We start from the raw sequence: 13015 nt of genomic DNA on the forward strand, positions 1-13015 counted from the left end.
ATTAAAAAGTCAGTAAGATTACGTTATCAATAGCGGTGCTGCGCGCAAGATAATTGCGCGCAGCGGCTGAAATCTTAACGTTCCAGACACATGGCAACGCCCATGCCGCCGCCGATGCACAAAGTGGCAAGGCCCTTCTGTGCGTCGCGCCGCTTCATTTCAAACAGCAGCGTGTTCAGGATCCGCGCGCCCGAGGCGCCGATCGGGTGGCCGATGGCGATGGCGCCGCCGTTCACGTTCACGATGTCGGGGTTCCAGCCCATGTCCTTGTTGACCGCGCAGGCCTGGGCGGCAAAGGCTTCGTTCGCCTCAACCAGATCCAGATCACCGACCGACCAGCCGGCCTTTTCCAGCGCCTTGCGGCTGGCCGGGATCGGGCCGCTGCCCATGATCGCCGGATCGACGCCTGCGGTGGCATAGGACGCGATGCGGGCCAAGGGCGTCAGGCCGCGGCGCGCGGCTTCGTCCTCGGTCATGATCAGCAGCGCCGCCGCGCCGTCATTCAGCCCCGAGGCATTGCCAGCCGTCACGCTGCCATCCTTGGTAAAGGCGGGGCGCAGCTTTTCCATCGCGTCCAGCGTGGCGCCATGGCGGATATATTCATCGGCATCGACGACGATGTCGCCCTTGCGGGTCTTGATGGTCACCGGCGCGATTTCATCGGCAAAGCGGCCAGCCTTCTGCGCGGCCTCGGCCTTGTTTTGCGACTCGGTCGCGAACTGGTCCTGCACCGCGCGCGAGATGTCCCATTTATTGGCCACATTCTCGGCGGTCTGGCCCATGTGATAGTCATGGAAGGCGTCCCACAACCCGTCGCGGATCATGGTGTCCAGCAGCTTCATGTCGCCCATCTTCTGGCCGGCCCGGATATAGGCGGCATGGGGCGACAGCGACATGGATTCCTGACCGCCCGCGATGACGATCTTGGCGTCGCCCAGCAAGACCTGCTGCGCGGCCAAGGCCACGCTGCGCAGGCCCGAGCCGCAGACCTGATTGATCGACCATGCGGACGATTCCTGCGGCAGACCCGCCTTGATATGCGCCTGACGCGCCGGGTTCTGGCCCTGACCTGCGGTCAGCACCTGCCCCAGAATGGTTTCCGAAACCTCGGCCGCGTCCACTCCGGCGCGTTCCAGCACGGCCTTCAGGACCACGGCGCCAAGGTCATGCGCGGGCGTATTCGCGAATGCGCCCAGAAAGCTGCCCACCGGCGTTCGAGCGGCAGATACGATCACGGCTTTGGTCATGGTTTGCTCCTTCCCCCTTAACGGCCGGAAGCTCCGGCTTTGGGCAAACCGTTGCCGTTTCGACAGGTAAGGTCAAGCGCACATCCGCCAGTGCCGGTCACACCGGCCTGCGGCAATCTGGCGCGCTTTCGGCAAAGCGGATGGGCACCGACGCTTTGCAATCGCAGCGGTGCAGCCATCTTGTCGTCAGGTCCGCCGTGCCGCCGAATTCGGCGAACGCCATGGCGGCACGATGGTCGGCGCGCCGAAGTAATATCCCTGCAGGCAATCGATGCCCATGTCGATCAGGAAGGCCGCATCATCCGCCGTTTCAACCGATTCCGCGACGGTGAACATGTCGAAATGATGCGCGATGGCCTGCAAGGCGCGCGTCAGAACCTGATTGTCGCGCTGGGTGCAGATTTCCCGGATGAACTGCCCGTCGATCTTGATCATGTCGAAGCAGAAATCGCGCAGATAGCGGAACGAGGTATAGCCCGCGCCGAAATCATCCAGCGCGAAGCTGACGCCCTGCGCCTGCAATTCCTGCATGAAGCGGCCCACGACATCCGGCATCCCCATCGCCGAGCTTTCGGTGATTTCCAGAATCAGCCGTTCCGAGATGCGGGCATCTTCGCCGATCCCGTCGCGCAGCGTGCGCAGCCATGCCGGATAGCCGATGGACCGTGCCGACATGTTGATCGACAACCGCAGCGAGGGTTCATCGGCCAGCGCCTTCAGCCCCAGCGACAGCGCCAAACAGTCGATCTGGCGCCCAAGCTCGGTCGTTTCGGCCAGCGGCATGAAGTCGCGCAGCGGAATGATGCGACCCGTTTCGTCGATGATCCGGATCAGGCCTTCGTGAAAGGCGATGTTTTCGGGCCGTTCGGCCTGCACGATGGGCTGGTAGGCCAGCACCGCGTCGGCGCGGGTCACCGCCCGGCGCACGGTCGCCATCGTGACCCGCGATTGCTGGTCGATGGCGAAGTCCAGCGGGGATCCGCCGTCGTTCTTTGAATCAGTTCTGTCGGTCATGCCAAGGACTCCTGTCTTTAGCCGGAAGTCTGGCGATCATTGCCTAAGATCGGGTAAAGCTGGGCTTGTTTCTGGATTCAGGGTTAACGGATTATGGCCGAGACACGCTGCTCATGGTGCGGGACGGACCCGCTTTACGTCGCCTATCACGACACCGAATGGGGCGTGCCGGAATACGATTCGCGCGCCCTTTGGGAAAAGCTGGTGCTGGACGGGTTTCAGGCCGGGCTCAGCTGGATCACCATCCTGCGCAAGCGCGACAGCTTCCGCGAGGTGTTCGAGGGCTTCGACCCGCAGCGCGTCGCGAACTGGGGCGAGGCAGAGATCGCCCGCGCCCTGCAAAACCCCGGCATCATCCGCCATCGCGGCAAGATCGAGGCCACCGTCACCGGCGCGCGCGCCTATCTGCGGATCGAGGCCGGGCAGGGCTTTTCGCCCTTCATCTGGTCCTTCGTCGGCGGCAGACCGTTGCAGACGAACCGCGCCAGCATGGCCGAGGTGCCGACCCAGACCCCGGAATCGCAGGCCATGTCCAAGGCCCTGAAACAGCAGGGCTTCAAGTTCTGCGGCCCGGTCATCACCTATGCCTTCATGCAGGCCTGCGGGCTGGTCAACGATCACATGACCGCCTGCCCGCAGCACGCTCAGGTCAGGGCACTTTCGCCTGATTGATCAGCGTCTTGGCTGCATCTGACGACCAGTCCGCGCCGCCGATCAGACGGGCGATTTCATTGCCGTCGCGGTCGATCAGCACGGTCACGGGCATGCCCATCACGCCCATCTGCCGGGCCAGCGCCTGCCGCGGGTCCAGCAGCACGGGCAGGTTTTCGATCTTCTGCTCGGACAGGAATTTCTTCACGGCGGGGGGCGGGTTGTGACCTGCGGCAATCGCCACGACCTGAAAGTCGTCGCCGCCCAGATCGGCCTGAAGCCTGTCCAGCGAGGGCATTTCTTCGCGGCAGGGCGCGCACCATGTCGCCCAGAAATTCAGAAGCACCACCTTGCCCTTGTAATCGGCCAGCGAATGCGTGCCGCCTTGCGGATCGGTGAAGCTGGTGTCGGGAACCGGGGTGGGGTCGGTCTGCGCCAGCTTGGCCAAGCCGCCGTCATGCGCGGCCTGCCAGTCGATTTCCTTTGCGAAAGCCGGGGCAAACGCCGTGTTTGCACCAAGCAGCAGTGCCGTATAAAGAACCAGCGAACGCAGCATTCCACCCCCAAGGATCCGTCATGACCAAGCAGCCCAGCCCGACCGCCAACCAGATGTGGGGGGGCCGTTTTGCCGCCGGGCCGGATGCGATCATGGAGGCGATCAATGCCTCGATCAGCTTCGACCAGCGGCTCTATGCCCAGGACATCCGGGGCAGCCGCGCCCATGCCGCGATGCTGGCGGCACAAGGCATCATCAGCGATAACGATGCCAAGGCCATCGGGGAAGGGCTGCTCACGGTCTTGTCAGAGATCGAGGCCGGGGATTTCCCGTTCCAGACCGCGCTGGAAGACATCCACATGAACGTGGAATCGCGCCTGAAACAGATCATCGGCGAACCGGCGGGGCGGCTGCACACCGCGCGGTCGCGCAACGATCAGGTGGCGACGGATTTCCGGCTGTGGGTGCGCGATCAGGCCGATGCCGCGATCACCGGGCTGGATGCGCTGATCCGCGTGGCGCTGGATCAGGCCGAAAAGGGTGCCGATTGGGTGATGCCCGGCTTCACCCATCTGCAGACCGCCCAGCCCGTCACATGGGGCCATCACATGATGGCCTATGTCGAGATGTTCGGCCGCGACCTGTCGCGGTTTCAGGATGCGCGCAAGCGGATGAATGAATCGCCCCTTGGCGCGGCCGCGCTGGCCGGCACGGGCTTTGCCATCGACCGCGAGGCCACGGCGCAGGCCCTGGGCTTTGACCGTCCGATGGCCAACAGCCTTGATGCCGTCAGCGACCGGGATTTCGCGCTGGAATTCCTTTCGAGCGCCGCGATCTGTGCTGTCCACCTGTCGCGGCTGGCCGAAGAACTGGTGATCTGGTCCTCGGCCCAGTTCCGGTTCGTCACCATGTCGGACCGGTTCTCGACCGGCTCGTCGATCATGCCGCAGAAGAAGAACCCCGATGCGGCGGAACTGATCCGGGCCAAGATCGGGCGGATTCTGGGCGCCGCCGTGGCGCTGTTCGTGGTGATGAAGGGCCTGCCCTTGGCCTATTCCAAGGACATGCAGGAAGACAAGGAACAGGTCTTTGACGCGGCCGACAACCTGATGCTGGCTGTGGCCGCGATGACCGGCATGCTGGCGGATCTGTCGGCGAACAAGGACCGGCTGGAGGCTGCGGCGGGTTCGGGCTTTTCCACCGCCACCGATCTGGCCGACTGGCTGGTGCGCGAGGCGGGGCTGCCCTTCCGCGACGCCCATCACGCGACCGGCGCGCTTGTCGCCATGGCCGAGCAGGCGGGCGTCGATCTGCCGGAACTGACGCTTCAGCAGATGCAATCGGTCAATCCGGCCATCACGGAAGATGTGTTCAAGGTGCTGGGCGTGCATAATTCGGTCGCCTCGCGCATGTCCTATGGCGGCACGGCCCCGGCGCAGGTGCGCGCGCAGATCGCGCGCTGGAAGGAGAAGCTGGCATGACGCAATACATGCTGTTTGCGGGGCTGGCCCTGCTGCTTGCCACGCTGTCGGGCTGCGGCGCAGACGGCGCGCCGACCCGGCCCGACGATCCGCCGCCGGGCCTTCATGTCAGCGGAGAGGCGCGTTTTGGCACAGTCGCGGGACTTTGATCTGACGCCCCTGCGGCTGGTCTGGCTGGCTTTGGCGCTGCTGGGGGCCGGGCTGGGGCTGGCCACCGGCGAGGTTTTCTGGCGTGGGGCCAACGCATCCGAGATCGTGGCCGAGCTTGCGCTGGTGACATGGTGCCTGCTGGAAACCACGGTGCGCCGCAACTGGCTGGCGCTGTTGACGATTCCGGCGCTGGCGCTGGGGATCGGTTGCGCGTTGCCGCTTTATCTTTTCATCCGCTCTCGCAGGATCGCCTGATGGATCATTTCAATTATGTCGACGGTGTGCTGTGCGCCGAAGATGTGCCGCTGTCCCGCATCGCCGCCGAAGTGGGCACGCCGGTCTATGTCTATTCGGCCGCGACGCTGACCCGGCATTTCAAGCTGTTTCAGACGGCGCTGGACTGGACCGACCATCTGGTGTGCTTTGCCGTCAAATCGAACAGCAATCTGGCGGTGCTGAAGCTGCTGGGCGATCTGGGCGCGGGCATGGATATCGTCTCGGCCGGGGAATATGCCCGGGCCAAGGCGGCGGGCGTGCCGGGCGAACGCATCGTGTTTTCCGGCGTGGGCAAGACCGCGCCCGAGATGCGCATGGCGCTGGAAGGCGGCATCCGCCAGTTCAACGTCGAATCCGAGCCCGAGCTGGAACTGCTGTCGCAGGTCGCGGCCTCGCTGGGGGTTGTCGCGCCCGTTGCGGTGCGGGTGAACCCCGACGTGGACGCCAAGACGCATGAAAAGATCGCGACGGGGAAATCGGAAAACAAGTTCGGCATCCCCATCGCCAAGGCGCGCGCGGTCTATGCCCGCGCGGCCGCCCTGCCGGGGATTAAGGTCGTGGGCATTGACATGCATATCGGCAGCCAGCTGACCGATCTGGAGCCCTATCGCGCCGCCTATGCGAAGATGGCCGATCTGACCCGCGCGCTGCGCGCCGATGGCCATGACATCCGCCGTCTGGACATGGGCGGCGGGCTTGGCATCCCCTATCGCCGCGACAACAGCGCGCCGCCCTTACCCATCGAATACGGGCAGGTCATCCGCGAGGCGGTGGGCGATCTGGGCTGCGAGATCGAGATCGAGCCGGGGCGCAATATCTCGGGCAATGCCGGGGTTCTGCTGTCGAGCGTCATCTATCTGAAAGAGGGGGAGGGCCGGGACTTCCTGATCCTTGACGCGGCCATGAACGATCTGATCCGGCCCGCGATGTATGCCGCGTATCACGACATCGTGCCGGTGATCGAGGCGGTGCCGGGGGCTGCCGTCGCGTCCTATGACGTGGTGGGCCCGGTCTGCGAGACGGGCGACACCTTCGAGAAGGCTGTGCAGCTGCCCGATCTTGCGGCAGGCGATCTGGTGGCGCTGCGCTCGGCCGGGGCATATGGGGCGGTGATGGCCTCGGAATACAACTCTCGCCCGCTGGTGCCCGAGGTTCTGGTGCAGGGCGATCAATTCGCCGTCATCCGGGCGCGACCGACGCTTGAGGAAATGCTGGGACGCGATACCATCCCGGAATGGCTGTAAGCGGCCGATGCGCCGCGCCGGGGGTTTCACACCCCCGGACCCCCGTGGAGTATTTTTGGAACAGAGAAGCCGAAAGGGCGCTGCTTGACCGATGGCCCCGATCCAAGAACGGCACGGCGCGCCGTTGATCTGACCCGCGCAGGGATGCTGTGGGAAGAGATCGCGCGGGCGTTCTGGCCGCTGGGTCTGGTGATGGCCGTGGGCTTTGCGGCTTTGGCCTTTGGTGCTGCCGATCTGGTGGATGCGGGGCCGTTGCTGGGGCTTGCGGTTGCCGTTCTGTTGGTTGCCGTGGTTGCGGGGATCTGGGGCTATCGCCGCTTTCGCCGCCCGAGTTCCGAGGATGCGCGGGCGCGGGTGGATCTGACGCTGCCGGGGCGGCCCTTGTCGGCCTTGCGCGATCAGATGGCCGTTGGTGCCGGCGATCCGGGCGCGGATGCACTGTGGCAGGCGCATCTGGTGCAGATGCAGGATGCGGCGGGCAAGGCGCAGCCCGTGCGGCCCGATGCCCGGTTGCGCTGGCGCGATCCGGTCGGGCTGCGGTTCGTGGGCATGATCGCCTTGGTCATGGCGCTGATCTTTGCGCCGACCGGGCGGCTTGGTCAGGGGATCGCCGCCCTTGGGGCAACCTTTCGTCCGTCGCCTGACGAGCGTGCCTTGGGCGAGGTCGCGCCGTCATGGGAGGGCTGGGCCGAGCCTCCGGGCTATACCCGGCGTCCGACGATCTATCTGAACAATCTGCCCGAGGGCGCGCCTTTGGAGCTGCCGCAGGGCAGCAAGCTGAGCTTCCGGCTGTATGGCGAAGGCGGCGCGGTGACGCAGGATATCGGCGCGGCCGTGGCGGGCGATCCCGCGGCGCCCGAGTTCATGGCCGAGCGCAGTGGTGTCGTCGAGGTGGCCGGGCGGCAATTCGCGATTACCGTGATCCCCGATGCCGTCCCGCTGGTCGAGCCGGTGGTGCAGCCCGACCGCCGTGCCGATGGCCGCTTCGTCCAGCCGTTCCGGGCCGAGGACGACAATGGCATCGTATCGGGCCGGGCGCTGATCCGGCTGGACATGGCGGCGATCGACCGCCGCTTCGGTCTGGCGATCGACCCCGAGCCGCGCGAGGACATCGCCATTGATCTGCCCATTCCCGCGACCGGCCAGCGCCGCGATCTGCGGGGCCAGTTGACGGCGGATCTGTCGCGTCACCCCTGGGCCAACCTGCCGGTCACGGTCTCGCTGGAGGTGCGGGACGGGATCGAGCAGACGGGCCGCTCGGCCCCGGTGTCGATGGTGCTGCCGGGGCGGCGGTTTTTCGATCCCTTGGCGGCGGCTCTGATCGAGCTGCGCCGCGATTTGCTGTGGTCGCGCGAGAATGCGGGCGAAAGCGCGCAGATGCTGCGGGCGATCAGCTGGCAGCCCGAGGGCTTCATGGACCCCGCGCTGGCCGAGGGTCTGCGGGGGATCATCGGCACGCTGGAGGGCGGGCCCTTGACCGAGGATGCGCGCAACCGCTTAGCGCAGGTGCTGTGGGATGCGGCGGTGCAGCTTGAGGATGGCGGTCTGGCCGATGCCTTGCAGCGCATGCAGCAGGCGCAGGAGCGGCTGTCCGAAGCCATCCGCAACGGCGCCAGCCCCGATGAGGTGCAGCGCCTGATGGATGAACTGCGCGAGGCGACGGATGCCTATACCGATATGCTGGCCCAGCAGGGTCAGGAGGATCCCGCGCAGAAATTCGACCGCTCGGGTCAGCAGGGCCAGCAGATCACCGGCGACCAGATCCAGCAGATGATGGATGAGATCCAGCGCCTGATGAACGAGGGCCGCATGGCCGAGGCGCAGGAGCTTCTGGAGCAGTTCAACCGCATGATGGAGAACCTGCGCGTCACCCAAAGCCAAGGCGGCGAGGGCGAAGGCCAGCAGCGTCCGATGGACCAGTTGGGCGAGGCGCTGCGCGAGCAGCAGCGGCTGGCCGATGAGGCCATGCGCGAGATGCAGGACCAGTTCGGCCAGTGGCAGCCGCCCGGACAGCAGGGTCAGCAGGGCGAAGGCCAGCCGGGCCAAGGGCAGCAGGGCGAAGGGCAGGATGGCCAGCAGCAGGGGCAGGGCCAAGGCCAAGGTCAAGGTCAAGGTCAAGGCGGCAGCCTGGCCGATCGCCAGCGCGCGCTGCGCGAGGATCTGGGCCGCCAGCGTGGTCTTCTGCCGGGCCGCGGCACGCCCGAGGGCCAGCAGGCGCGGCGCAATCTGGACGATGCGGGCCGTGCGATGGAAGAGGCCGAGCAGGCGCTGCGCGATGGCGATCAGACCGGCGCGATGGAGCGGCAGGCCGAAGCGATCCAGAACCTGCGCGAAGGCATGCGCGCCCTTGGCAACATGGCGCAGAACCAGCAGCAGGGCCAACCCGGTCAGCAGCAGGGGCAGGGCCAGCAGGACGGCCCGCAAGGTCAAGGCGATCAGAACGGGCCGCGCGGTCTGGCGCAGCCCTATCAGGGCCAGCCGCAGACCGACCCGCTGGGCCGCTCGACCGAGGGCAATGGCAATACGCTGGGCGGTGGCAGCGATCTGGCCGAAGGCGTGGATCCGTCACGGCGCGCCCGCGATCTGCAGGATGAGATCCGCCGCCGCAGTGGCGAACGCGACCGGCCCGAGGATGAGCGCGGCTATCTGGACCGGCTCTTGGAGAATTTCTGAGCGTCAGCCGCCAAAGATCAGCCCATGCAGCCACAGCCGGGTCTGGTCGAGGCTGTGGCGCAGGCCAGAGAGCGCGCCGCCGCCATCCTCGGCTGCCATGCGCGGGGCCCATGCGCGGGGCCAGCGCGTAAAGCGCCAGCAGTCCTAGCGCCAGCATCACGGCCAGACCGAAGCCCATGGCGTAACCGCTGCGCGACCGGCGCGGTTCGGCGGGCGCGGCTATCTTGACCGGCTGCTCGAGAATTTCTGAGCGTCAGCCGCCGAAGATCAGCCCATGCAGCCACAGCCGGGTCTGGTCGAGGCTGTGGCGCAGGCCAGAGAGCGCGCCGCCGCCATCCTCGGCTGCCATGCGCGGGGCCAGCGCGTAAAGCGCCAGCAATCCCAGCGCCAGCATCACGGCCAGACCAAAGCCCATGGCGTAACCGCTGCGCGTCCGGCGCGGTTCGGCGGGCGCGGCGGATTTTGTCGGGGCGGGTTTTGCGGGGGCGGGTTCGGGCGCGGTCAGGGTTTCGACCGGGATCGGGCGGTTGACCATGTCGGCCGCCTTCAGCACCGGGGCTGCGGGGCGGGTCAGGGTCGCGGCCAGCCGTGCGGCATCGGGCAGGGGCGGGGTTTCGGTCTGCGCAGGTGCGGCTGATGTCTCGGCTTGGGCTTGGGCCTCTGCGGCGGCGTCTGCTTCCGCTTCGGCCTTGGCATCGGCGCGGGCCAGCGCCTCGGCGTCCAGCGGCTCTCCGGGCAGGATCACGGTCGAGACCGGCCAGTCCGAGGCGGTCTCGGGCGGCGTGGCGATCAGGCGCTGTTCGGGCGCTTCGGTTTGGGGCGGCTCGTCTGCTGGTTGCGGGGCAGGCAGATCTGTCGCCGCAGTGGCAGGCGCATCAGGCTGGGGCGCGTCGGTCGCGGGAATGTGATCTGAACTGTCGGCACTTGCTCCCGGCCCGGCCTGACGGGCGGCCAGTTCGCGGGCGGTTTCCTCGCGCAGGACTTGCAGGATCGAATCGTTCAACTGCCGGTTCAGCGCCGGGCGGGCCTGCGCGTCGTAATCGCCCCCGGCATCCGCTGCGTCCACAGCTATTGCGCCGGATTTGCTGGCGATTTGCGCGGGTCCGCCCTTGGGCTGATGCCAGACATGGGCGCAGGCCGAACACTCCACCTCGCGTCCCATGGCGGGGATCGCCGCATCGGGGATCTCATACTGGGCGTTGCAGCGGGGGCAGGTCAGGCGCATTCGGTTTTCTTTCTTGCCGGTCAGGATCGGGGGCGCGGTCCTGCCTCTCGTCTCGCATTCGCCGCCGGACTGTTCTATCAAGCCCCGAACCGCGAGCCAAGAAGCCCGGAAAATAAGGGGGCCCCCAGTGATCGAGATGCAGAACCTGTCGTTTGGCTATAGCGGGGGCGAGCCGCTGCTGGCCGATATGACGCTGTCGCTGGCACCGGGGTCGTTTCATTTCCTGACCGGGCCGTCGGGGTCGGGAAAGACCAGCTTTCTGCGGCTGTGCTATGCCGATCTGCTGCCCACGGCGGGCAAGATGCTGGCCTTCGGGCAGGACGTGACGCAGCTGTCGCGCGACGGCATCGCCGCCTTGCGCCGCCGCGTCGGCGTCGTGCATCAGGATACGCAGTTTCTGGATCACCTGCCGGTTGCCGAAAACATCGCCATGCCGCTGATCGTCTCGGGCGAGGAGGTGGACATGCCCGCGCTTGGCGATCTGCTGTCATGGGTGCAGCTGACCGGCCACAGCCGCGCCATGCCCCCCGCGCTGTCGGGCGGAGAGCGTCAGCGCGCCGCCCTTGCCCGCGCCGTCATCATGTCGCCAGATGTCATCATCGCCGATGAGCCGACGGGCAATCTGGATTGGGACATGTCGATGCGGTTGCTGCAATTGCTGGTGGAACTGAACCGCTCGGGCAAGACGGTGCTGTTTGCCACGCATGATCTGAACCTGATCCGCGCGGCCAAGCAGCAGGTGCAGGCCCGCGTTCTTCGTATCGCCGGAAAGCGGCTGCAACTGGCAGGAGCCGACCTGTGAAACGATCCGACCTGAAATCCCTTGATCTTGCGGCATTGTGGCGGGGGCTGGTGCGGCCCGATGCCAGCGGCACGGATCGCGTGGTGCCGCCGACCGGGTTCACCGCGCAACTGACGCTGTTCTCCGCCGCCGCCATGGCGTTTCTGGCCGTCTTCGCGCTGGCACTGGCGCTGGCGACCGGGCGTCTGGCGGAGCGCTGGTCCACCGAACTGGCGCAGACCGTGACGGTGCGCATTGCCGCGCCGCCCGATCAGATCGACGACCAGACCGTCGCCGTGATGGAATTGCTGAAAACCACGCCCGGCATTGCCGAGGCCAAGTTGCTGCCCGATTCCGAGGTCGAAAAGCTGCTGGAGCCGTGGTTCGGCCCCGATGTGCCGGTCGATGCGCTGCCGGTCCCGCGTCTGGTCGAGGTGACCGAGGCCGCGCAGGGCTTTGACGCCGACAGCCTGCGCCTGCGGTTGCAGGGCGAGGCGCCGGGCGCGGTGCTGGACGATCACACCCGCTGGCGCGAGCCGCTGGTGTCCGCCGCCACGCGCTTGCGCGTGCTGGGGCTGGTGTCGCTGGTGCTGATCGCGGCCACGGCGGGGGCGATGATCACGCTGGCGGCAAAAGCCTCGCTGGCGGCCAATGGGCAGGTGATCCGCGTGCTGCGGCTGATCGGGGCGCGCGACATCACCATCGCCACGGCCTTTGTGCGCCGCTTCACGCGCCGCGCGGCGCTTGGCGCCGGGGTCGGCACGCTGTTGGGCATGTTCGCGGTCTGGCTGCTGCCCGCCGCGGATGAGGCCGGGGCCTTTCTGACCGGGCTGGGCTTTCAGGGCTGGGGCTGGCTGTGGCCGGTGCTGATCCCGCCCGCCGCCGCCGCCATCGGTTTTGCCGCGACCCGCTGGGCATCGCTGAAAATGCTGCGCGAGGTGCCATGAGCGCGTCCTATCGCCCCGGATCCGCGGGTGCGCTGGCTTGGCTGCGCACCGGGATCTATTACCTGTATATCGCGCTGGCGACGCTGGTGCTGGGGCTGTGGGGGCTGCCCCGCACGCTGCTGAACCCGGATCATGCCAACCGCGTCGCCAGCGTCTGGCTGGGCCAGATGATGGGGGCCGCCCGCATCATCATGGGCGTCAAGGTCGAGTTTCGCGGCACGCCGCCTGCGGGCGATCTGCTGATCGCGGCCAAGCATCAAAGCTTTCTGGACATTCTGGCCATCGCGCAGGCCTGTCCGCGCCGCGCCTTCGTGATGAAGCGCGCGGTGCTGAACGTGCCGATCATGGGGTGGTTCGCGCGCAAGGTCGGCTGCATCCCCATCGACCGGATGCGCGGCAAGGATGCCATCCGCCAGATCACCGCCGAAGTGACGGCGGCCCGCGCCCGCCCGCAGGGGCTGGGGCAGTTGATCTTTTACCCCGAGGGCACGCGCACGCTGCCCGGCACGACCGCGCCCTACAAGCCCGGCGTGACCATCGTGCAGCGCGTCACCGGCCTGCCCATCGTGCCGGTCGCGGCCAATTGCGGCATGTTCTGGCCCAAGCGCGGCTTTCCGATCCGTCCCGGCACGGCGGTGGTCGAATTCCTGCCGCCGATCCCCGCCGGGGGCGATGCCGCGGGCGCGCTGGTGCAGCTTGAACAGGTGATCGAGCCTGCCAGCATGACGCTGTTTTTGCAGGCCGGCGGCAGCGTGCCTGCGCCGGCGACGGTTTTGCCGGGCTGAAATTTCCGGCGGGTCATTGTGCTGCGGGAACGGGCACCCTATCTT

The 13015-nt window shown here is 67.0% G+C and carries 13 protein-coding genes; 9 read left to right on the forward strand and 4 right to left on the reverse strand.

Annotated features, from left to right (window positions below):
* Positions 1 to 74: 74 nt before the first annotated feature.
* Together GL284_RS03420 and GL284_RS03425 are read right to left on the reverse strand one after the other, a co-directional pair.
* A complete protein-coding gene (locus tag GL284_RS03420; protein WP_155043235.1) occupies positions 75 to 1247 on the reverse strand; it encodes an acetyl-CoA C-acetyltransferase in 1173 nt (390 codons plus the stop codon).
* 186 nt (positions 1248 to 1433) lie between these two features.
* Positions 1434 to 2261, reverse strand: a complete 828-nt coding sequence (locus GL284_RS03425; protein ID WP_155043236.1) for an EAL domain-containing protein — start codon at positions 2259 to 2261, stop codon at positions 1434 to 1436.
* 93 nt (positions 2262 to 2354) lie between these two features.
* Here GL284_RS03425 and GL284_RS03430 point away from each other — a divergent pair, with 93 nt between their 5' ends.
* Positions 2355 to 2933 (forward strand): DNA-3-methyladenine glycosylase I, encoded by a 579-nt coding sequence (locus GL284_RS03430; RefSeq protein WP_155043237.1) that lies wholly within the window; start codon positions 2355 to 2357, stop codon positions 2931 to 2933.
* Here GL284_RS03430 and GL284_RS03435 read toward each other — a convergent pair.
* Positions 2911 to 3465, reverse strand: coding sequence for a TlpA disulfide reductase family protein (locus tag GL284_RS03435; RefSeq protein WP_155043289.1), 555 nt, complete (start codon positions 3463 to 3465; stop codon positions 2911 to 2913). The two genes, GL284_RS03430 and GL284_RS03435, sit on opposite strands and share 23 nt — an antisense overlap.
* A gap of 23 nt (positions 3466 to 3488) precedes the next feature.
* Here GL284_RS03435 and argH point away from each other — a divergent pair, with 23 nt between their 5' ends.
* The 5 genes from argH to GL284_RS03455 all read left to right on the forward strand — a co-directional run bounded on the left by argH (position 3489) and on the right by GL284_RS03455 (position 9232).
* A complete protein-coding gene (gene argH / locus GL284_RS03440; protein WP_155043238.1) occupies positions 3489 to 4889 on the forward strand; it encodes an argininosuccinate lyase in 1401 nt (466 codons plus the stop codon).
* On the forward strand, positions 4886 to 5038 hold the full coding sequence (locus tag GL284_RS21230) for a hypothetical protein (RefSeq protein ID WP_196216735.1): 153 nt from the start codon (positions 4886 to 4888) through the stop codon (positions 5036 to 5038). The genes argH and GL284_RS21230 overlap by 4 nt, the downstream gene beginning before the upstream one ends.
* A complete protein-coding gene (locus tag GL284_RS03445) occupies positions 5016 to 5294 on the forward strand; it encodes a DUF2834 domain-containing protein (RefSeq protein WP_230382961.1) in 279 nt (92 codons plus the stop codon). The genes GL284_RS21230 and GL284_RS03445 overlap by 23 nt, the downstream gene beginning before the upstream one ends.
* Positions 5294 to 6559 (forward strand): diaminopimelate decarboxylase, encoded by a 1266-nt coding sequence (gene lysA, locus GL284_RS03450; protein ID WP_155043240.1) that lies wholly within the window; start codon positions 5294 to 5296, stop codon positions 6557 to 6559. The genes GL284_RS03445 and lysA overlap by 1 nt, the downstream gene beginning before the upstream one ends.
* Before the next feature lie 84 nt (positions 6560 to 6643).
* Positions 6644 to 9232, forward strand: coding sequence for a DUF4175 domain-containing protein (locus GL284_RS03455; RefSeq protein WP_341870316.1), 2589 nt, complete (start codon positions 6644 to 6646; stop codon positions 9230 to 9232).
* A gap of 253 nt (positions 9233 to 9485) precedes the next feature.
* Here GL284_RS03455 and GL284_RS03460 read toward each other — a convergent pair whose 3' ends face one another.
* Positions 9486 to 10457 carry a zinc-ribbon domain-containing protein gene (locus GL284_RS03460; protein ID WP_155043241.1) on the reverse strand — a complete coding sequence of 324 codons (972 nt, stop codon included), beginning with the start codon at positions 10455 to 10457 and terminating at the stop codon, positions 9486 to 9488.
* Positions 10458 to 10584: 127 nt separating this feature from the next.
* Between GL284_RS03460 and GL284_RS03465 the strand changes: the two genes are divergently transcribed.
* From GL284_RS03465 to GL284_RS03475, 3 genes are read left to right on the forward strand one after another with little or no spacing between them, the layout of a single operon-like run.
* A complete protein-coding gene (locus GL284_RS03465; protein ID WP_341870317.1) occupies positions 10585 to 11259 on the forward strand; it encodes a cell division ATP-binding protein FtsE in 675 nt (224 codons plus the stop codon).
* Positions 11256 to 12185, forward strand: coding sequence for a cell division protein FtsX (locus tag GL284_RS03470; protein ID WP_341870318.1), 930 nt, complete (start codon positions 11256 to 11258; stop codon positions 12183 to 12185). Before GL284_RS03465 ends, GL284_RS03470 begins: the two co-directional genes overlap by 4 nt.
* Positions 12182 to 12970 carry a lysophospholipid acyltransferase family protein gene (locus GL284_RS03475; protein ID WP_155043242.1) on the forward strand — a complete coding sequence of 263 codons (789 nt, stop codon included), beginning with the start codon at positions 12182 to 12184 and terminating at the stop codon, positions 12968 to 12970. The genes GL284_RS03470 and GL284_RS03475 overlap by 4 nt, the downstream gene beginning before the upstream one ends.
* The last annotated feature ends 45 nt before the right edge of the window (positions 12971 to 13015 follow it).

Source organism: Paracoccus shanxieyensis (genome assembly GCF_009711265.1).
In the GTDB taxonomy this organism is placed as follows: domain Bacteria; phylum Pseudomonadota; class Alphaproteobacteria; order Rhodobacterales; family Rhodobacteraceae; genus Paracoccus; species Paracoccus shanxieyensis.

Coding starts and splice junctions, on each gene's coding strand:
- GL284_RS03420 (WP_155043235.1), bottom strand. CDS start 1,247: ATGACCAAAGCCGTGATCGTATCTGCCGCTCGAACGCCGGTGGGCAGC.
- GL284_RS03425 (WP_155043236.1), bottom strand. CDS start 2,261: ATGACCGACAGAACTGATTCAAAGAACGACGGCGGATCCCCGCTGGAC.
- GL284_RS03430 (WP_155043237.1), top strand. CDS start 2,355: ATGGCCGAGACACGCTGCTCATGGTGCGGGACGGACCCGCTTTACGTC.
- argH (WP_155043238.1), top strand. CDS start 3,489: ATGACCAAGCAGCCCAGCCCGACCGCCAACCAGATGTGGGGGGGCCGT.
- GL284_RS21230 (WP_196216735.1), top strand. CDS start 4,886: ATGACGCAATACATGCTGTTTGCGGGGCTGGCCCTGCTGCTTGCCACG.
- lysA (WP_155043240.1), top strand. CDS start 5,294: ATGGATCATTTCAATTATGTCGACGGTGTGCTGTGCGCCGAAGATGTG.
- GL284_RS03460 (WP_155043241.1), bottom strand. CDS start 10,457: ATGCGCCTGACCTGCCCCCGCTGCAACGCCCAGTATGAGATCCCCGAT.
- GL284_RS03475 (WP_155043242.1), top strand. CDS start 12,182: ATGAGCGCGTCCTATCGCCCCGGATCCGCGGGTGCGCTGGCTTGGCTG.